Annotated in this window: 15 protein-coding genes; 10 read left to right on the forward strand and 5 right to left on the reverse strand. The window is 72.0% G+C overall.

Going from position 1 to position 19,152, the window contains the following annotated elements; genetic code table 11:
• The first annotated feature begins 417 nt into the window (after nucleotides 1–417).
• Complete coding sequence (hflX, locus tag ACOJVX_RS06015; protein WP_026418304.1) at nucleotides 418–1,854, forward strand: GTPase HflX; 1,437 nt, start codon at nucleotides 418–420, stop codon at nucleotides 1,852–1,854.
• Nucleotides 1,854–2,921, forward strand: a complete 1,068-nt coding sequence (locus ACOJVX_RS06020) for a hypothetical protein (RefSeq protein ID WP_103055619.1) — start codon at nucleotides 1,854–1,856, stop codon at nucleotides 2,919–2,921. Before hflX ends, ACOJVX_RS06020 begins: the two co-directional genes overlap by 1 nt.
• Nucleotides 2,922–3,332: 411 nt before the next feature.
• Here ACOJVX_RS06020 and lexA read toward each other — a convergent pair whose 3' ends face one another.
• The gene (gene lexA / locus ACOJVX_RS06025) at nucleotides 3,333–4,046 is read right to left on the reverse strand and encodes a transcriptional repressor LexA (RefSeq protein ID WP_418154816.1); all 714 of its coding nucleotides are present in this window, start codon (nucleotides 4,044–4,046) and stop codon (nucleotides 3,333–3,335) included.
• A 749-nt stretch (nucleotides 4,047–4,795) separates the two neighbouring features.
• Between lexA and nrdR the strand changes: the two genes are divergently transcribed.
• From nrdR to ACOJVX_RS06050, 5 genes are all read left to right on the forward strand, one after another.
• Nucleotides 4,796–5,272, forward strand: coding sequence for a transcriptional regulator NrdR (gene nrdR, locus ACOJVX_RS06030; RefSeq protein ID WP_026418307.1), 477 nt, complete (start codon nucleotides 4,796–4,798; stop codon nucleotides 5,270–5,272).
• Nucleotides 5,273–5,436: 164 nt separating this feature from the next.
• Nucleotides 5,437–8,265 (forward strand): vitamin B12-dependent ribonucleotide reductase, encoded by a 2,829-nt coding sequence (locus tag ACOJVX_RS06035; RefSeq protein ID WP_422647314.1) that lies wholly within the window; start codon nucleotides 5,437–5,439, stop codon nucleotides 8,263–8,265.
• Between the two features lie 800 nt (nucleotides 8,266–9,065).
• Entirely contained in the window at nucleotides 9,066–10,070 is a 1,005-nt protein-coding gene (locus tag ACOJVX_RS06040; protein WP_422647315.1) for an ADP-ribosylglycohydrolase family protein, read from the forward strand.
• Between the two features lie 387 nt (nucleotides 10,071–10,457).
• Complete coding sequence (locus tag ACOJVX_RS06045) at nucleotides 10,458–10,742, forward strand: hypothetical protein (protein WP_418154819.1); 285 nt, start codon at nucleotides 10,458–10,460, stop codon at nucleotides 10,740–10,742.
• 154 nt (nucleotides 10,743–10,896) lie between these two features.
• Nucleotides 10,897–11,394 (forward strand): hypothetical protein, encoded by a 498-nt coding sequence (locus tag ACOJVX_RS06050; RefSeq protein WP_026418311.1) that lies wholly within the window; start codon nucleotides 10,897–10,899, stop codon nucleotides 11,392–11,394.
• Nucleotides 11,395–11,543: 149 nt separating this feature from the next.
• On the opposite strand, the gene ACOJVX_RS06055 is transcribed toward ACOJVX_RS06050, so the two are convergent.
• Nucleotides 11,544–12,005: a DUF7144 family membrane protein gene (locus ACOJVX_RS06055; protein ID WP_245588745.1), complete on the reverse strand. Its 462-nt coding sequence runs from the start codon at nucleotides 12,003–12,005 to the stop codon at nucleotides 11,544–11,546.
• Between the two features lie 206 nt (nucleotides 12,006–12,211).
• On the opposite strand from ACOJVX_RS06055, the gene ACOJVX_RS06060 reads away from it, so the two are divergent.
• From ACOJVX_RS06060 to ACOJVX_RS06070, 3 genes are all read left to right on the forward strand, one after another.
• Nucleotides 12,212–12,817: a class I SAM-dependent methyltransferase gene (locus ACOJVX_RS06060; protein WP_026418313.1), complete on the forward strand. Its 606-nt coding sequence runs from the start codon at nucleotides 12,212–12,214 to the stop codon at nucleotides 12,815–12,817.
• A gap of 193 nt (nucleotides 12,818–13,010) precedes the next feature.
• Nucleotides 13,011–14,855, forward strand: coding sequence for a Xaa-Pro dipeptidyl-peptidase (locus ACOJVX_RS06065; RefSeq protein ID WP_422647316.1), 1,845 nt, complete (start codon nucleotides 13,011–13,013; stop codon nucleotides 14,853–14,855).
• Nucleotides 14,856–14,974: 119 nt separating this feature from the next.
• Complete coding sequence (locus ACOJVX_RS06070; RefSeq protein WP_035272898.1) at nucleotides 14,975–16,045, forward strand: DUF4192 family protein; 1,071 nt, start codon at nucleotides 14,975–14,977, stop codon at nucleotides 16,043–16,045.
• A gap of 5 nt (nucleotides 16,046–16,050) precedes the next feature.
• On the opposite strand, the gene galE is transcribed toward ACOJVX_RS06070, so the two are convergent.
• From galE to ACOJVX_RS06085, 3 genes are all read right to left on the reverse strand, one after another.
• Nucleotides 16,051–17,001 carry a UDP-glucose 4-epimerase GalE gene (gene galE / locus ACOJVX_RS06075; RefSeq protein ID WP_026418315.1) on the reverse strand — a complete coding sequence of 317 codons (951 nt, stop codon included), beginning with the start codon at nucleotides 16,999–17,001 and terminating at the stop codon, nucleotides 16,051–16,053.
• A 135-nt stretch (nucleotides 17,002–17,136) separates the two neighbouring features.
• Nucleotides 17,137–18,315, reverse strand: coding sequence for a galactokinase (gene galK, locus ACOJVX_RS06080; RefSeq protein ID WP_418154823.1), 1,179 nt, complete (start codon nucleotides 18,313–18,315; stop codon nucleotides 17,137–17,139).
• Nucleotides 18,312–19,001 (reverse strand): metal-dependent transcriptional regulator, encoded by a 690-nt coding sequence (locus ACOJVX_RS06085; RefSeq protein WP_030103915.1) that lies wholly within the window; start codon nucleotides 18,999–19,001, stop codon nucleotides 18,312–18,314. Before ACOJVX_RS06085 ends, galK begins: the two co-directional genes overlap by 4 nt.
• Nucleotides 19,002–19,152 lie beyond the last annotated feature (151 nt).

Here is a 19,152-nt window from a genome sequence, read left to right on the forward strand (position 1 = left end):
GGGGGCGAGCGCGCCCGAGGCGGTGCCCACCGGCGTCCGCCCGGCCGTCGTGGGCCCGGAGCCGGGTCTTGGGGACCGGGAGCGGCTGTCGACATCGAGGTCGGCGGCCTTCCACTCGAAGGGCTGCGGGGAGGGGCTCCTCGGACTGGTTGACGAGTTCGCCCAGCGCCGACCGGGACCCGGTTCGCGCCGCCGCGACGGCTGCGTCGCCCGGAACGAGGACGACCGACCGACCGGCGGCGGCGAGGCCGGGCCGGGGCTGGTGTCGGCTGGGCCGCCGCCCGTCCGTCCCCGGCCCTGGGGCGCCGGCCCCCGAGCCCCTGCCGCGCCCTCCGGAGCCGTTCTCCCCACGCCCGGTGGCACCAACCCTCCTCGGGAGCGGAAAAAGGGTGGCCAACCGTGGGATGATGGACGCGTATGACGAACTTCGAGTCCGACCCAGAACTGGTCGAAGAAGAGACTCCGTCGACGGGTGACCTGGCCCTCGCCGACCGGGTGGCCCTCCGCAGGGTCGCCGGCCTCTCCACGGAACTCACCGACGTCACCGAGGTGGAGTACCGGCAGCTCCGCTTGGAGCGGGTGGTGCTCGTCGGCGTGTGGACCGACGGTGACAGCGCCTACGCGGAGGCCTCGCTGGCCGAGCTGGCCCGGCTCGCCGAGACAGCCGGCTCCGAGGTGCTGGACGGGTTGGTGCAGCGGCGCCCCCGTCCCGACCCCGCCACCTACATCGGTTCGGGCAAGGTGCGCGAACTGCGCGACCTGGCGGTGTCGCAGGGCGCCGACACGATCATCTGCGACGGTGAGCTGTCCCCCAGCCAGCTGCGCCAGCTGGAGGAGCGCGTCAAGCTCAAGGTGATCGACCGCACCGCGCTGATCCTGGACATCTTCGCCCAGCACGCGAGTTCGCGGGAGGGCAAGGCGCAGGTCGAGCTCGCGCAGCTCCAGTACATGCTGCCCCGCCTGCGGGGCTGGGGTGAGGCGATGTCGCGGCAGGCCGGTGGACGGCTGGCGGGCGGCGGTATCGGCGGCAGGGGTCCGGGTGAGACCAAGCTGGAGACCGACCGGCGACGGATCCACAAGCGGATCGCCAAGCTGCGCCGGGAGATCAACCTGATGGGACAGGCCCGGCAGACGAAGCGGAGCAGGCGCCTGGGCAGCACCACCCCCAACGTGGCGATCGCCGGTTACACCAACGCCGGCAAGTCCAGCCTGCTCAACGCGGTCACCGACGCCGGGGTGCTGGTGGAGGACGCGCTGTTCGCGACCCTCGACCCGGCCACCCGTCGTGGTGTGACGCCCGATGGCCGGCCCCTGACCTTCACCGACACCGTCGGCTTCGTCCGCCACCTCCCGCACCAGCTGGTGGAGGCCTTCCGGTCGACGCTGGAGGAGGTGGCCGACGCCGACCTCCTGGTGCACGTGGTGGACGGTTCCGACGCGGTGCCCACCCGGCAGGTGTCCTCGGTTCGGGACGTGCTGCGGGAGATCACCGAGGACCGCGAGAACCCGATGCCACCCGAGCTGCTCGTCGTCAACAAGATCGACCAGGCGAGCGAGGTCGTGCTGGCGGAACTGCGGCACCTCTTCCCCGACGCGGTCTTCGTGTCAGCCCACACCCGAGAGGGCATCGAGGACCTGCGCCAGCGCATCTCCGACGCCCTGCCCCGCCCGGGCGACGTGGTGGACGCCCTGGTGCCCTACTCGCGTGGTGAGCTGGTCGCTCGCGTGCACGAGGAGGGGGAGGTGCTGGAGGAGGAGCACACCGACACCGGTACCCGGTTGCGGGCCCGTGTGTGGCCGAACCTCGCCGCCGCGCTGCGGGAGTTCGCCGTGGACGTGCCGGCGCGCCACTGATGGCCGTCGCGTCGGCCGTGCTGGGGGTCGTGGCGCTCACCGTCCTCGGTTCGGTTCCGGCGGCGGCGGAGGTGCGACCGCCGGAGCCGGTGGAGTTGTGCAGGATGAGCGACCCCCGGCTGACGATGGTCTCCGGCATCGCCTCGGACGGCACGCACTGGTACGTGGTCAACGACCACGACCCGCAGGTCCAGGTGTTCGTCCTCAACCGGGACTGCTCGGTGGCGAGGGTGATCACCACCGGCATCGACCACTACGACGTCGGGGACGTCGCGGTCGCCCCGGACGGCACGATCTGGGTGGCCGAGACCGGCGACAACCGCCGGCGGCGGGAGCACGTCGCCTTCGTCCGCATCACCCCGGACGGGGTGGCGTCGCTGCACCGGATGACCTACCCGCGTGGTCCGCACGACGCCGAGGCACTGCTGCTGGACCGCGACGGCGTACCCCACATCGTGACGAAGGAGATCTTCGGAACCGCCTACGTGTACCGACCGGCGGAGCCGCTGCGCACCCCGGGGCCGGTGCCCCTGGAGGAGGTGGGCTCGGTGCGGTTTCGGAGCACCACCACGCCAGGGGGGCCGATCCCGGAGATGGTGGGGTCGGTGGCGGTCACGGGCGGCTCGGTCAGCGCGGACGGCACCGTGGTCGCGCTGCGCACCTACACCGAGGCCTACCTGTTCAGCGCCCCCGACGGCGACGTGGTGGAGGCCCTGGCCGGAGAACCGGTCAACATCCCGATCCCGGACGAGCCGCAGGGGGAGGCCGTCGCCCTCGAGCCGGATGGCACCTTGCTCTCGACCTCGGAGGGTGAGAACCAGCCGATCCGGGCCTACCCGGGCGCCGTCGAGCTGCTCGCCGAGGCGGAACGTTCCCGGGGGTCCACGGCGAGCGGCGAGGTCCCGTCCGAGGAGGAGGACCGCGGCGAAGCCGGGCGGGACCACGGGGAGGACGCCGCCCTCAGTGCTGACGACGAGGGGATGCCGGGTTGGCAGGCCCTGGGGATCGCCGGCCTGCTCGCGGCGCTCCTGACCTGGGTCGTGAGCCGTTCGCGGCGGGCCACCTAGACCCCGGGGCGGCCGGGCGGGAGGCCGAGGGGCGCTGGAGCGGGACGGACAGGGCGCCCCAGCCGACCCGTCCGTTCCCAGTGCCGCGCGTCCGGGGGTCTCACCTCCTGCGGGATGCCCACACCCTGGCCGGGGAGTGGTGACCCGGCCGCGGCGCCGTCGCCATGCCGAACTCCGGCCGAGGGCGGACGAGGGCCGTGGGGACCGGCGCGGGTGGGTGGTCCGCACTCCCGGCGCAGCCAGCGCCAGCTCCCGCCACTGCCGCTCCTCGCTCGGCACGGCCCGTCGTGGTGGCGGCCCCCCGCGCGGCGGTCCCAGCTCCGCGACCGGGGCGGGAGCCGAAGGGCACCCCCACGTCCTTCCGAGGCGACGTGCGGCCCCGCCTCCCTCCCCAGCGCGGCGGCGGGGTGGTCAGAGCCGGCGGAGGACCGCCACCACCTTGCCGAGGATGGTCGCGTCATCACCGAGGATCGGTTCGAAGGCGGGGTTGTGCGGCATCAACCAGACGTGGTCCTCGCGCCGGCGGAAGGTCTTGACCGTCGCCTCGCCCTCCAGCATCGCGGCGACGACGTCGCCGTTCTCGGCGTCGGGCTGCTGCCGGACCACCACCCAGTCGCCGTCGGTGATCGCCGCCTCCACCATCGAGTCACCCGTGACTCGGAGCAGGAACAGGGAACCCTCACCGACGATCTCCCTGGGGAGGGGGAAGACGTCCTCCACCGCCTCCTCCGCGAGAATGGGACCTCCCGCCGCGATGCGGCCCAGCAGGGGTACGTAGGCGGGCGCCGAGGTAGTGGGCTCCTCCGTGGCTGGCACGACCACGTCGACCGGGAGCACGCCGACCGCGCGCGGCCGGTTGGGATCCCGGCGCAGGTACCCCTTCCGCTCCAGTGTGCGCAGCTGGTGCGCCACCGAGGAGGTGGAGGTCAGACCGACCGCCTCTCCGATCTCCCGGATGCTGGGTGGGTAGCCGTGCTCGTCCAACCACTGCCTGATGACGTCGAGCACCCGTTGTTGGCGGCTGGTCAGCGCGCCGTTCGGAGGGGACGCGGCGCCCGTCGAGGGCACCTCGGACACGGCCGCCGCGCGGTCGGGGCCCAGATCCGGCTCGGTCCTGCGTGCCATCTCCTGTCCTCCTGGGCTGTCGCCCTCGTCGCACCGACGTCGTGACGACGTTCGGCTCCGGTCACCGTCGTGATTCCCGCGCAACCAGATGATCCGTGATCATCGTGCCGTCCACGCGTGGATCACCCGGGACTGCCGCGGAGGGAGTGGCGGTATCGACATCGCGCCGACCGTCGTCCGCCCCACTCCGCCGGGACTGTCGAGATGTCCACGGTAACGCGAACATACGTGAAGATCAAACACCTGTTCGAATGGGCGAGTCCCCCCGTCGCCCCGGTTCCCCGAGTGCCGGAAAGGACGAAGGAAATCGAACGTCTGTTCGGTTCGGAACGCGTCGCAATTCCTTGTTCGACGTCCACCGCACGCCTCGTCCGCCCATTCCGATCGCCCCGTGGGCGGCTGCGCTCGGCGCGCGCTCGGGCCGGGTGTCGGGTGGGGTGCCCGCTCGGGGAGGGGGTGGTTCGGGCGGGGGCGGGTGGCACGTCACCTGGGGTGCGCGCGCCGTGACGGAGCGGCGTACGGCCAGGTCGGGCCCACCCGTCAGGGCGAAGTCGGGGTTCACCCGTGTCGTTGCTTGCACCCGCTTCGGCCGCGTGTCTAGGTTTGGACCCCAACATCTAGTGTCGGAGTGCCGGGAACGCTCTACAGATTGGGGTTCGGGTGAGCTTGGTGAACGATGCCCGAGTATCCTGGTCACCGGGCGCGGCGATGCCGGTCCCACCAGTGCGTACCGAGTTAAGGGGTGGATCGTGCGGTGTCCGTTCTGTCGACACTCTGACTCCCGCGTCGTCGACTCGCGGGAGGTCGACGAGGGACAGGCCATCCGGCGTCGGAGGTCGTGCACGGGCTGTGGTCGCCGGTTCACCACGGTTGAGGAAGCAGTGCTCGCCGTCGTGAAACGCTCCGGAGTGACGGAGCCGTTCAGCCGGAACAAGGTCGTCCGAGGCGTCCAGCGCGCCTGCCAGGGACGGCCGGTGGACGAGGACGCGCTGCAACAGCTCGCGCACCGCGTCGAGGAGGTCGTCCGGTCCACGGGCTCCGCCGAGATCGCCAGCCACGAGGTCGGTCTGGCCATCCTGGGACCACTCCGGGACCTCGACGAGGTCGCGTACCTGCGCTTCGCCAGCGTCTACCGGGCGTTCTCCTCCGTGGAGGACTTCGAAAAGGAAATCGCCGAGTTGCGGACCGTCCAGGCGGACGGGGAGGAGCCAGCCGAGGCCCCCTGAGGGCGTCAGCGGATCCGACTTCGGGGCCACGACGGCCCACACCCACACCCGGCAACGTGACGGGGCTGACGGCTGCCCGGAGGGCAGCCCCACCGCGGGTTGACCACGACCGGAACCGCCCGAGTGGCGGACGAACCACACCAGCAGGACGAGGAGAGAGCGGCATGACTGAAACCGTCGGGAGCGCCACCGGACGAGCCAGGGGCAAGGCGAAGTCCACCACCGGCGGATCCCGGTCGGCGGGAGCGAAGCTCCGGGTGGGCCGAGTGCACACCACGGAGGGCGTCCACCCCTACGAGGCCGTGAACTGGCAGCACCGCGACGTGGTCATGACCAACTGGCGGGACGGGTCGGTCAACTTCGAGCAGCGGGGCGTCGAGTTCCCCGACTTCTGGTCGGTCAACGCCGTGAACATCGTCACCAGCAAGTACTTCCGGGGAGCGGTCGGTTCGGAGCACCGGGAGAACAGCCTCCGCCAGCTCATCGACCGGGTCGTGGGCACCTACGTCGCGGCCGGGGTCGAGCACGGCTACTTCGAGACCGACGCCGACGCGGAGATCTTCGAGCACGAGCTCACCCACATGCTGCTCCACCAGGTGTTCAGCTTCAACTCCCCGGTGTGGTTCAACGTCGGCACCTCCTCCCCGCAGCAGGTCAGCGCGTGCTTCATCCTGGCGGTCGACGACACGATGGAGTCGATCCTGAACTGGTACCGCGAGGAGGGGCTGATCTTCAAGGGCGGCTCCGGCGCGGGGCTGAACCTGTCTCGCATCCGGTCCTCCAAGGAGTTGTTGTCCTCCGGCGGCACCGCCTCGGGCCCGGTCTCGTTCATGCGCGGCGCGGACGCCTCCGCCGGCACCATCAAGTCCGGCGGCGCGACCAGGCGCGCGGCGAAGATGGTCGTCCTCGACGTCGACCACCCCGACATCGAGGAGTTCGTCGAGACCAAGGCCCGGGAGGAGCAGAAGATCCGGGCGCTGCGCGACGCCGGTTTCGACATGGACCTGGGCGGCGACGACATCGTCAGCGTGCAGTACCAGAACGCCAACAACTCGGTCCGCGTCTCCGACGAGTTCATGCGGGCCGTGGAGTCGGGCACGAACTTCGGCCTGCGGTCCCGCACCACCGGCGAGACCGTGGAGGAGGTCGACGCGCGCCGGCTCTTCGACCGCATCGCCAGGGCGGCCTGGGAGTGCGCCGACCCCGGCATCCAGTACGACACGACCATCAACGACTGGCACACCTGCCCGGAGTCCGGCCGCATCACGGCCTCCAACCCGTGCTCCGAGTACATGCACCTCGACAACTCCAGCTGCAACCTGGCGTCGCTGAACCTGATGCGCTTCCTCGGCGAGGACGGTGTCTTCGACGCCGACCTGTTCGAGCGGTCGGTCGAGCTGGTCATCACCGCGATGGACATCTCCATCTGCTTCGCGGACTTCCCGACACCCGAGATCGGCGACACCACCAGGAAGTTCCGCCAGCTGGGCATCGGCTACGCCAACCTCGGCGCGCTGCTGATGGCGACGGGACACGCGTACAACTCCGACGGCGGACGTTCGCTCGCCGCGTCGATCACCTCGTTGATGACGGCGGTGTCCTACCGGCGGTCCGCCGAGCTCGCCGGCATCGTCGGTCCCTACGAGGGGTACGCGCGCAACGCGGACGCCCACCAGCGCGTCATGCGCAAGCACGCCGCGGCCAACGACCTGATCCGCACCCACAACCAGAACGACTCCGCCATCCAGGCCCGCGCCACCACCGCCTGGCAGCGCGGCCTGGAGGTCGGTGCCCGCCACGGGTGGCGGAACGCGCAGGCCAGCGTCCTCGCGCCGACCGGCACGATCGGCCTGATGATGGACTGCGACACCACGGGCATCGAACCCGACCTCGCCCTGGTGAAGTTCAAGAAGCTGGTCGGCGGCGGGTCCATGCAGATCGTCAACCAGACCGTTCCCCGCGCCCTGCGGGCGCTGGGCTACCAGCAGGAGCAGAGCGAGGCGATCGTCGAGTACATCGCCGAGCACGGGCACGTGGTGGACGCTCCCGGGCTGCGCCCGGAGCACTACGAGGTCTTCGACTGCGCCATGGGGGAGCGGGCCATCGCCCCGATGGGCCACGTCCGCATGATGGCCGCCGTCCAGCCCTTCATCTCCGGTGCCATCTCCAAGACCGTCAACCTGCCGGAACGGGCCACCGTCGAGGACGTCGCCGAGATCTACCGGGAGGGCTGGCGGCTGGGTCTGAAGGCCCTGGCCATCTACCGCGACAACTGCAAGGTCGGCCAGCCGCTGTCGGCGGGGAAGTCGAAGTCCGCCGCCGAGGAGGCCCCGGAACCGGTCGTCGAGTACCGGCCCGTCCGGAAGCGGCTGCCGAAGAAGCGGCCCAGTCAGACCGTGTCCTTCACGGTGGGAGGCGCCGAGGGCTACCTGCACGCCGGTTCCTACCCGGACGACGGCCTCGGCGAGATCTTCGTGAAACTGGGCAAGCAGGGTTCGACCCTGGCCGGCGTGATGGACGCCTTCTCCATGTCCATCTCGGTGGGCCTCCAGTACGGCATCCCCCTCGAGTTCTACGTGTCCAAGTTCCAGAACCTCCGCTTCGAACCGGCGGGGATGACCGACGACCCGGACGTGCGGATCGCCACCAGCGTCCTCGACTACCTGTTCCGCCGCCTCGCCCTGGACTACCTGCCGTTGGAGAAGCGCGCCGAGCTGGGCATCTTCAGCGTGGCCGAGCGGTCTGCGCAGGTCGCCGGGGAGAGCGGTGACGGGACCGAGCCGGTCGATCTGGAGGGGATGCGTTCCACCGTGGAGGCCGGGCAGGCCCCGGAGCGCCCGACGAGCGGTGCGGGCAGTTCGACCGAGCTCCTCGAACTGCGGCAGGGCAAGGAGGCGGACGCGCCGTTGTGCTTCACCTGCGGCACCAAGATGCGCCCCGCCGGGTCCTGCTACGTCTGCGAGGGCTGCGGCTCCACCTCCGGCTGCAGCTGACGGGAGACGATCGGGCTCGCCCACCCGCCCTCAGTGGCGGGTGGGCGAGGCTCCGAACCGCTCACCGCCGAGCACGGACCAGCGCCGGAGGGGTACCTAGCGAAGGCTGGGGCGGCATGGCCTGACGTCGAGCGATGGCGGACGGCTCCCTGGTCCTGGGCGGCGAAGGGCTGTCCGGGCTCGTCGAGGAACAGCCGAGGGCGCTCGCCTAACCGCAGACCGCGCGATAGCGCGGCGCCGGAGTCGTCGTCAACGCGTTCACACTCGCGGAGGTCCTGCGGGGTGGCGCGCGAGACGCCTCCGTACGCCGGGTCCTGTCCACGATCGTCACGGTGCCCGTCCACCCCGGAACTGGGTCGAGCGGCAGGTGCACTTCTCGGGAGTGCGGACCTGTCGGGTCACAGGTGCGCGACTGGCTCATGGTGGCAGCGACCGCGTTGGTCACGGTCCGTCCGGTGGTACTGCTGACTTGCGACCCCGATGACCGAGTGCTCGGCGGCGCCACTCCGGTGGTTCGGGCCGACGACCGGGCACGAGACCACGACGTGTTCGGTGAGGCTCGCGGGTGTCCTCGCGCTGGAGGCCACCGGAGCGGTGTCGTGGGGAGGGTGATCCCGGTCCTCGCCCGCCGTCCGCGGTGTCCGGTGACCAGTTCTTCCTCCTCGCGGTCGAGGTGTCCTCGGTGTGTGGAACGGGGGCGGGGACTCCTGAGCGGAGAGCGGACCTCGCCGCACACGCCCCCGACTGGGGGCGGTGAGGACTAGGCTTCCCCGATCGGGTGAACCTGGGGGTGGCGTGGCATGGGACGGCGACGGGCGAGTGGGGCACTGTTCGGCCTGGCGTACGGGGACGCGCTCGGAGCGGCAACCGAGTTCAGGACGGTCGCGGAGATCGTCGCGGAGCACGGCCCCGGCGGGCCGCGTGACCTGCGGGGCGACCCGGCCCTCGTCACCGACGACACCCAGATGACGCTGCCGGTGGGGGAGGCCCTGCTGCGCGTGACGACTCCTCCCGCCCTGAGCGCGGAGCGGGTGGAACCGCTGTTGCGGTCCGGGTTCGTGGAGTGGTCGCGCAGCCCCGAGAACAACAGGGCACCCGGGATGACCTGCCTGGAGGCGTGCGGGAGGTTGGCGGACGGGCTCCCGTGGCGTGAGGCCACCAACGACTGGTCCAAGGGGTGCGGCGCGAACATGCGCGTCGTGCCCGCGGGTCTCGCACCGGGACTGGCCGACCAGGAGCGAGCCGCCTTCGCCCAGTTCCAGGCGGCGCTGACCCACGGCCACCCCACAGCACTGGCGGCGAGTGAGCTCACCGCGCTGGCCGTGCGCTGGTTGGCCGACGGAATGGCGCCGGCCGACCTCCCGGCGGCACTGCGGGAACACTGCCGTCTCCAGCGGTCCGTCTACCACCACGACTGGCTCGGCGACCTCTGGGACCGGCCGGGCGTGCCCGACCCCGCGACGTACATGGCCCTCGGCTGGGACGAGTGCCGCTCGGCGATCGACCGGCTCGTCGAGGCGGTGGCCGCGCCGGATCCGTCTCGTGACCCCTGTGAGCGGACCGGGGCCGGTTGGGTGGCGGAGGAGGCACTGGCGACGGCCGTGCACTGCCTGTTGCTCCACCAGGGAAGTCCGGTGGACGCGTTGGCCAGGGCGGCCACGACCAGCGGGGACTCCGACTCGATCGCGTGCCTGACGGGTGCCTTCGCCGGTGCGGCGCTCGGGATGGACGCCTGGCCGGCGGACTGGGCCGGGCGCATCGAGTACCGGGACGAGCTGGCGTGCCTCGCCGCTGCCTGGGACTGAGGGCGCGGGCGCGTCCCCCGACCCGGGAGGTCCGCACCGCTCCTCCAGGCGGGTTCAGCGCCGAGGACCTCCTCCTGTGGTCGGTCGCTGGAAAAGGAGGTGCGGGGCGGTGCCGCCCCTTGCTACGGTCACCCTCGTGATCTGAGAGCGAGACCCGAGTGACCCGCTGTTCCAGCGTGGTACCGCCGCTTCGGTCGCCCTTCTGACGGGCGGCTTCCCCGCGCACCGTTGACGACCCCGTTCCCCGCCGGAACGTGGATCGGTCACCGTGCCGCGCACACCTTCCCGTGCGACGGGGTTCCGTCGCGCCCGCGTCCCCGAACCGCTCGCACGGTTCCCACCGGCGCGCCGGCGCCCCGTGACATCCCAGGAACGGAGGCCCCTCACATGGCCGCTTCCCACGACCAACCCGACCTGAGCGATACGGACCGAGACCGGGCGGTGCTGCCCGCCCGTCCGTCCGCACCCCTGGCCCTCCCCCCGGAGACGACCAACACCAGCTCGGAGGAACCCGTGACCGACGCCGACCAGCCCCGCAACCGCGCCGAGCGTCGACGTTCGGCGAAGAACCCGACCGAACGCGCTCAGCGAGGGGGGCAGGCGATGGCCCGCCAGCCCCGGCGGTTCGAGGCCGCCAACCCCCGACAGCACGCTTTCCGCCGCCGGGGCTGACCTGGAGGTCAACGGTTCCACCTCGACATGGCCCACGAACCCGGATGCCGTTCAGCCATTCGGTCGGGTGAGTCGGGCTGGCCGCCCTGCCGGGAAGATGAACACGGGCCGAGCTCGTTGACGGCCCCCACCGGCACGCATCAGGAGGGGCGGCATGGACGAGGGGACTCTGGTGATGACCGACATGGTCGCGGTTCGGGACGCTCTGGTGGACCAGTTGTCCCGGGTCGTGCAGAGCGCTCTTCTCGATCCGCTGGCCGCCCTCCTCGGCCGCCAGGAGGTCGACGAGCGGTTGGCGCCCCGGATGCGGGAGGAGGTGGACAGGTGGGCGGATGACTTACTCGGGGAGGACCAGCACACGGCGAGGTCCACGGCGGTGCGGCTGGTGTTCGCGCTGTACCCGGGGGCTGGCCCCTTCGACCCGCCCGCCACGTGGTGGCGGACGCCCTTCGGGCAGGCGGTGGCTCGCACGGTGGGGCACCCGACCGCGCTCGCCGTCTCCTACCCGGTGGCCGCGGCGATGATGGGCCTGGGGCGCCGGGAGGTGCACGACCTGGCGCTGCGGGGGGTACTCGACCGCCACCCGGACGGCGGGATCACGACCGCGTCGGTCCGGGCGATGCTCAACAGGCAGTCGCGGCGCTCCTCCTGACCCGCCCGGTGCCCGGTCGATGCCCTGTCCCGCGCGCCCGCGCGGGAGGTGGCCGCCGCGGCATCGGTGCGCGTCCGGGGCCGGAGGGGTCCTCCGGCCCCGGTTCACCCCGCCGTGACGGATGCGGTACCGACCGGGCGACCCTGAGGTCAGGCCGTCGTCCGGGCCTCCCGCCCGTGCACCGCGAGGGCGTAGATGACGAGGATGTCGAACGCGATGATCAGCGTCGTCCACAACGGGTAGGCGGCGAGGAACGCCAGGTTGACCAGCACGCTGAGACCGGCCAACACGATGCCGGTGATCCTCGCCCACTGGGCTCCGGTCATGATGCCGAGCCCGGCGAGGACGGCCACCACGCCGAGCACGAGGTGGATCCAGCCCCACGCGGTGAAGTTGAACTGGACCAGCAGGCCGTTCTCGGTGACCAGGAAGTAGTCGGACCGCAGTAGTGCCACCAGCCCCTGGATCACGTGGAACGCGCCGAGCAGGATCATGAAGATCCCCGCGAAGAGAACCCAGCCCTGGCCCGTGCCCTCCCGGCCGTCCCGGTGCAACACGGCGCCGCCGGCGGGCCGTCCGGCCGGCTGGTGTGACATGTGTGCCTCAGCCATAGCTCCTCCTCTCTCCGATGCCTTGGTGGTACCCCCGGGATGCCGCCTGAACCTCCCCCGCGCTGGGCGAACGGGGAATCCAGTGCGGCGCGGCGGGGAGCGCCGCCGGGCTTGGCGCGGTGCCCGCACCCACCCGGCGAAGTGAGCCGGAACACACTCGTTCGGCCGCTGGTGGTTGCGTGCCGTGATGGGTGCAAGCTGTCAGGATGACTGCTTCCCGGGGTGGCCTCTCCGTCTTCCTCAACGCCGTGGTCCGGCGGCCGGCCGTGATTGGCGCCCTCGTCCCCAGCTCCCCGCTGCTCGCCCGGCGGCTGGCCGCCGTCGTGCCTGGTCAGGGCGAGCCCGTCGTGGTGGAGCTCGGCCCGGGAACGGGGCCCGTGACCGAGACGATCAGCCGGCGGCTCGGGGACCGCGGTCGCCACCTCGCGATCGAGGTCGACACCCAGCTCGCCGACCACCTCGCACGCCGGTTCCCCCGCGTGGAGGTCGTCAACGCGGACGCGGCCCGACTGGACGAACTGCTCGCCGAGCGTGACATCGACCGGGTGGACGCGGTCGTCGGAGGACTGCCCTGGTCGCTCATCCCGCTCTCCGCGCAACGGGCGATCCTGCGACGCAGCGCGGAGAGCCTCGGGCAGCACGGAGTCTTCACGACCTTCGCCTACCTGCACGCCCTCCCGCTGGGGGGCGCCCGCCGGTTCCGGGCCCTGCTGGAGGCCACCTTCGACGAGGTGATGCCCACGCGCGTGGTGTGGCGCAACTTCCCGCCGGCGCTCACCTACGTCTGCCGGCGTCCCCGCGCCGGGCGCTGACGCCGCCCACCGGTTCCCGGGCGAGTCGCCGCCGGCGCTCCGATCTTGACAGTGGCCACACCACTGGTGAAGGTTCTCCTGACAGGGAGCGCCGGCGTCGACACCGCACGTGATCGCACCGGCCGAGGTTCGGGAACGGGGAGCGCGCGTGGGGCTGGGAACATCGAGAACACTCGTTCGGCGTGGACGCGCCGTGCTGCTCGCGACGGCGGTCGCGCTTCCCCTGGCGGGAGCGTTACCAGCCAACGCGGGGCAGCGCCCGGACGCGGACGTCCCGGTCGCGGCGGGTGACGGGATCGTCCCGGTGTTCCGCGACGGCGTCGCCCAGCCGGTGTTCGACCCCGCGGACGCCCTTCGGGAGAGCCTCCACGTGCGGGCTCCGGTGGACAGCGACCGCGACGGGGTCGACGACGAGATGTACGTCGAGGTGGTGCGACCGGCTGGCACCGCCGACGGTCTCCAGGTCCCCGTCGTCTACTTCGTCAGCCCCTACTTCTCCGGCGGCAACCCGATGGAGTTCCACGACGTGGACGTGGAGCTGTACGTGCCGGACGCCGACGGCGCGGAGTCGGCGGGGGTGGCGCCGCGGACCGGTGGCGCCGCGCGCACCGCGGCCACCACTCCGAGGATCCGCTCGGCCTACGAGGATTTCCTGTTGGCCAGGGGGTACGGCGTGGTCTACGCGGAGTCCCTCGGCACGGGCCAGTCGACGGGGTGCCCCACCAGCGGGGGTGAGAACGAGACGGTGGGGGCGCGGGCGGTCGTCGACTGGCTGAACGGACGGGCCGAGGGTGTCGACGCCGACGGGAACGCGGTGACGGCGGACTGGGCGACCGGGAGCGTCGGGATGATGGGCGTGTCCTACAACGGCACCCTGCCCAACGCGGTCGCGGCGACCGGGGTCGAGGGGCTGGACGCCATCGTCCCCATCGCCGCCATCTCCAACTGGTACGACTACTACCGCGCTGACGGCGCGGTGGTGGCGCCCGGCGGCTACCAGGGCGAGGATCTGGACTCGCTCGCCGAGTACGTGTACACGAGGAGCGACCGGGAGATCTGTCGCGAGGTCATCGCGGAGCTCACCGAACGGCAGGACCGGGTGACCGGTGACTACAGCGAGTTCTGGGACGAGCGGAACTACGTGAACAACGCTCACCAGGTCGAGGCCGCCGTCCTCGCCGTCCACGGGCTCAACGACTGGAACGTGAAGACCAGGCACGTGGCCCAGTGGTACGAGGCCCTCGCCCGCCACGACGTCCCCCGCCAGATCTGGCTGCACCAGTCCGGGCACGTCGACCCACTCGGCCTCCGCCGGGAGGAGTGGCTGGACGCGCTCAACCGGTGGTTCACCAACTACCTGCACAAGGTGCCGAACGGGGTGGCGGACCAGCCCAGGGCCGTCCTGCAACGCGAGGACGGGAGCTGGGTGGAGGAGGCGGACTGGCCGGCCCCCGGCACCGAGCCGGTCGAGCTGCACCCGTGGCCGGGCGGCAGCGCGGTGGGGACCCTGACCGCCCGGGGAGCGGTGCCGGGCGGACCGACGGTCGAACGCCTGGTGGACGACGCGACCCGGCCGGCAGCCGAGCTCGTGGACGCGCCGAGGTCCGGGAACCGGCTTTCCTACACGAGCGCCCCCGTCAGGGAGCCGATGCGGCTGAGCGGAACACCCCGGGTCGAGCTGCGCGCGGCGTTCGCCCGTCCCGCGGCGAACCTGACGGTCGTCCTCGTCGACCGGGCGCCGGACGGCACGAACCGGGCGATCACCCGGGGCTGGGTCGACCCGCAGAACCGGGAGGACATCGCCAGCACGCTTCCGATCACCCCCGGGGAGTTCTACCGGGTCGATGTCCAACTCCAGGCGCACGACCACGTCCTGCCCACCGGGCACTCCCTGGGACTCGTCGTGCTCTCCAGCGACCGCGACTACACGTTGCGGCCCGCCCCGGGGGCGGGGATCGCCGTGGACCTCGCGGACACCAGGCTGGTCCTTCCCGTGGTGGGCGGAGCCGACGCGGTCGCGGCGGCGTTGCCGCGCTGAGCCCCGCGGAGCCGGGGCGCGGCCGGTCCGCGCCCCGGTTGTCCACAGCCACGTGGTTGTCCACAGGTCAGCGGGGCGGCGATGGCTGGTCGGGCATGCCGAGGTGAACAGTGGCGGCCATGACCCCGACACCGCCGCCCGCCCTGGCCTCCTGCGTCCGCCTGCACGACCCCGGTGAGGTCGTGGCCGCCGTCCCACACCTGCTCGGTTTCCATCCCCAGGAGTCCCTGGTGGTCATCTGCCTCACGGGTGAGCGGCGGTCCCGGGTCGGTCTCTGCCTCCGGTTGGACCTCCCACCCCGCGAGGACGAGACCGCCGTCCTCGACCACGTGCTGCCGCCGCTGCGCGGTCAGCGCGCCTCGGGCGTGCTGCTGGTCGTGGTCGGCGGCGGCGCTCGCGGTCGGCGCGGCGGACCGCCCCGCCGCGCCCTCGTCACGGCCGTCGAGCGGGCGGCAGCGGAGGCAGGGGTCGCCTGCCTGCACTCGGTGTGGGTGGCGGCGACCTCGGCGGACGAACGGTGGTTCTGCTACGACGAGGACGCCTGCTCCGGCCGCGTTCCCGATCCGGCGGGCACCGTGACGGCGGCGGCCAGCGCACTCGCCGGGTTCGTCACCTTCGCCGACCGCGCGGCGCTGGCCAGGCTCCTCGACCCCGATCCGCCGGCGGATCTCCACCGGAGATCGGAACTCCTCGGGCCGGTGGAGGAGACAGCGGACCTGGAGCGGGCCCTCGACGCCGGTCGTGCCGCCCGCGCTGACCTGTCCGCCGTGCACCGGGCGCTGGAACAGGTTGAGCGAGGCACGTTCGTCGTGACTGACGAGGACGTGGCGAGGATCGCCGTGGCGTTGTCCGAAACCCGGGTGCGGGACGCCTGCATGTCTTGGAGTTCGGGACCGCGTTCCGCGGCCGCCGAGCGGTTGTGGCTGGTCCTGACCAGGGCGACCCCGCCGCCGCACCGTGCGGAACCGGCCGCCCTGCTTGCGGTGACGGCCTACCTGCGTGGCGACGGGGCGCTCGCCGGGCTCGCCCTGGAGGCCAGCCGGGCCGCGGCGCCCGAGCATGCGTTGGCCCGGCTGCTCGGTCGGGCGCTCGCCGCCGGACTTCCACCCGACCGAGTGAGAAGGGTGGTCGCGGACGGAGCGGAGGAGGCCCGCCTGGCGATCGAGTCGGACGGCGAGGACGCCTGGTGACCAGGTCAGCGAGACGCGAAGGCCCACGCGTCGGCGACGATCCTGTCCAGGTCGGTGCGCTCCGGTGTCCACCCCAGCTCGGCGCGGGCCAAGGTGCTGGAGGCGATGAGCCGGTCCGGGTCACCGGGCCGGCGAGGGCCCACCACGGCCGGGATCGGGTGGCCGGTCACCCGCCGGCAGGCGTCGATCACCTCACGCACCGAGAAGCCGTGCCCGCTGCCCAGGTTGTAGATGCGGTGTTCACCGCCCACCGCGTGGCTCAGGGCCAGCTCGTGCGCGTCGGCGAGATCGGTGACGTGGATGTAGTCGCGCACACAGGTGCCGTCCTCGGTGGGCCAGTCCTCCCCGGCGATCTGGATGTGCTCCCGGGTGCCCTGCGCGACCTGGAGCACGAGCGGGATCAGATGGGTCTCGACGGTGTGCCGCTCGCCGTACTGGCCGTGCGCCCCGGCGACGTTGAAGTACCTCAGGCTCACGGCGGCGAGCCCGTGCGCTCGCGCGTAGGAGGTGATGGCGTAGTCGATCGCGAGTTTGCTGGCGCCGTAGGTGTTGGTCGGCCGGGTCGGCGCGGACTCCGGGATCGGCACCTCCTCGGGTTGTCCGTAGGTCGCGGCGGTCGAGGAGAACACCAGCCGTGGCGTGCCGTGCTCCCGCATGGCCTCCAGCAGGCGGAGCGAGGTGACGACGTTGCCGTCCCAGTACTTGGCCGGGTCGGCCATCGACTCGGCGACGAGCGACTTGGCCGCGAAGTGCAGGACCCCGTCGTAGCCTTCGGAGAGCACGTCCCCGGCCACCTCGGCGAGGTCACCTCGCACGAACCGGCACCCGTCCGGCACCGCGTCGGCATGACCGGTGGACAGGTCGTCCAGCACGACGACCTCGTGTCCGCCCTCGACCAGGCGGGCGGCGCACACGCTTCCCACATAGCCCGCGCCACCCGTCACCAGCAGTTTCACGATGGTGTCTTCCCTTTCGCCGCGTCCCGCCCACGGCGGTCGGGACTGGGCGGCCCATTCTGCCCGGTCACGGCGGGTGGCCGAGGCCCCGGCACCCGGAGCCGCGGAGCTCCGGGTGCCGGGGCGGGGTCCCGCTCAGCGGTCGAGGTCCCGACCCGCGCCCGCCGCCGGTACGGCCGAGAAGAACCTGGGGTCCGTCAGTCCCTCAGCGCGGTAGGCGTCGGTGACGGCGCGCCGCACCGCCGGACCGCGCTCGGTCTCGACGAGCGCGATGCCGGAGCCACCGAAACCGCCGCCCATCATGCGGGCCCCGGCGGCGCCGGCCTCCACCGCGACGTCCACCGCCAGGTCGAGTTCCGGGCACGACACGCGGTAGTCGTCGCGGAGGCTCACGTGGGATTCCGTCAGCAGCGCGCCGGCCTCCCACGTCCGGCCGGTCCGCAGCAACGCCACGGTGTCGCGGACCCGCTGGTTCTCCGTGACCACGTGGCGTGCCAGCGGACGCAGCGCGGGGTCGAGTTGGGACAGTCGTTCGGGCAGCTCGCGCGGCTCGATCGCGCTCAGCGAGGTCACCCCGAGCTGCTTGACCGCCTGCTCGCAGCCGGCGCGGCGGTCGGCGTAACCCGACTCGCTGTGCTCGTGGCGGGTGCCCGAGTCGATGACGAGCACCTCGAGCCCCTCCGATGAGGGATCGAAGGGCACCTGTTCCCGTTCCTCCGTCGACACGTCGTACAGCAGCAGGTGGGCCTCCTGGCAGCACAGCGACGCCATCTGGTCCAACACGCCGGTCGGGGCACCGACGAAGTCGTTCTCGGCGAGCTGCGCCCAGCGAGCCACCTGGACGCGGTCGGAGTCGTCGGTGACGGGCCTGCCGGCAAGGTCCAACAGCGCCAGCGCGACCGCGCACTCCAGGGCGGCCGAGGACGACAACCCGGCTCCGCTGGGCACGTCGCCGGCGATGACGAGTTCCACGCCCTCCCGCTGGAGGCCCGCGTCCCGGAGGACCCAGGCGACCCCGGCCGGGTAGGCGGACCACCCGGTGACGTCACCGGGCTCCACCTCGGCCAACGGCACCGGAGCCGCCGCTCGCGCGTGCCCGGAATCATCGACGGTGGTCATCCCGACCAGCCCGTCCTCGCGGGGCGAGGCGGCCACCGCGATGCGGTAGGGCAACGCGAACGGCAGCACCAGACCACCGTTGTAGTCCGTGTGCTCCCCGATGAGGTTCGCCCGACCCGGGGCGGACCACACCACCTCCGGAGCCCGCCCGTGCAGCTCCTGGAAGGTGCGGGCCGCCCGTCTCCCCGGCGTCATCGGGTGCGTACCAACACGGCGTGGGCGATGCTGGAGACGATCTCCGCGCTGGCGACGCCCTCCACCTTCACCGGCTGGCCTGACGTGCTCGCCTCCACCCTGACGTCGTTGCCCGGCATCACGCCGGCCGCCTTCAGGTCGGCCATCAGGACCGGGTCGAGCTGCACGTGCTCGGCGATCCGGCTCACCCGGACCAGGCCCCCGCCCTGCCGGGCGACCTCGTCGAGCCTGCGGAGGTCGGAGTCGGCCGGCGGGGCGGCGTCGCCGACCCCGAGTTTGTCCAGCCCCGGAATCGGGTTCCCGTAGGGGGAGGTGGTCGGGTGGTCCAACAGCGCTACCAGCTTGCGTTCGACGGCCTCGCTCATCACGTGCTCCCACCGACACGCCTCACTGTGCACGTGCTCCCACTCCAGGCCGATCACGTCCACGAGCAGCCGTTCCGCCAACCGGTGCTTCCGCATGACCGCGATCGCTCGTTCCCGGCCGGTCTCGGTCAGTTCCAGGTGCCGGTCGTCGGCCACCACCAACAGGCCGTCCCGCTCCATTCTCGCCACGGTCTGGCTGACGGTGGGCCCACTCTGCCCGAGGCGTTCGGCGATACGCGCGCGCAGCGGGACGACGCCTTCCTCTCCGAGCTCGTAGATCGTCCGGAGATACATCTCCGTGGTGTCGATTAGGTCGTTCACGCCAGCTCTCCTGTACGTTTTCGGAGCCAGAGGCATCAGAGGCGGACTAGCGGGGGCTGCCTGTTCGATGAGGTGCTTCCTCGACCGTCCTGATCGCGCGAGGCGATGCTGACCGGACTCCGGGTGACCCGACTCACGGTAACCAGCCCGC

Origin of the sequence: Actinoalloteichus caeruleus (genome assembly GCF_049311605.1) — a bacterium.
GTDB lineage: Bacteria > Actinomycetota > Actinomycetes > Mycobacteriales > Pseudonocardiaceae > Actinoalloteichus_B > Actinoalloteichus_B caeruleus.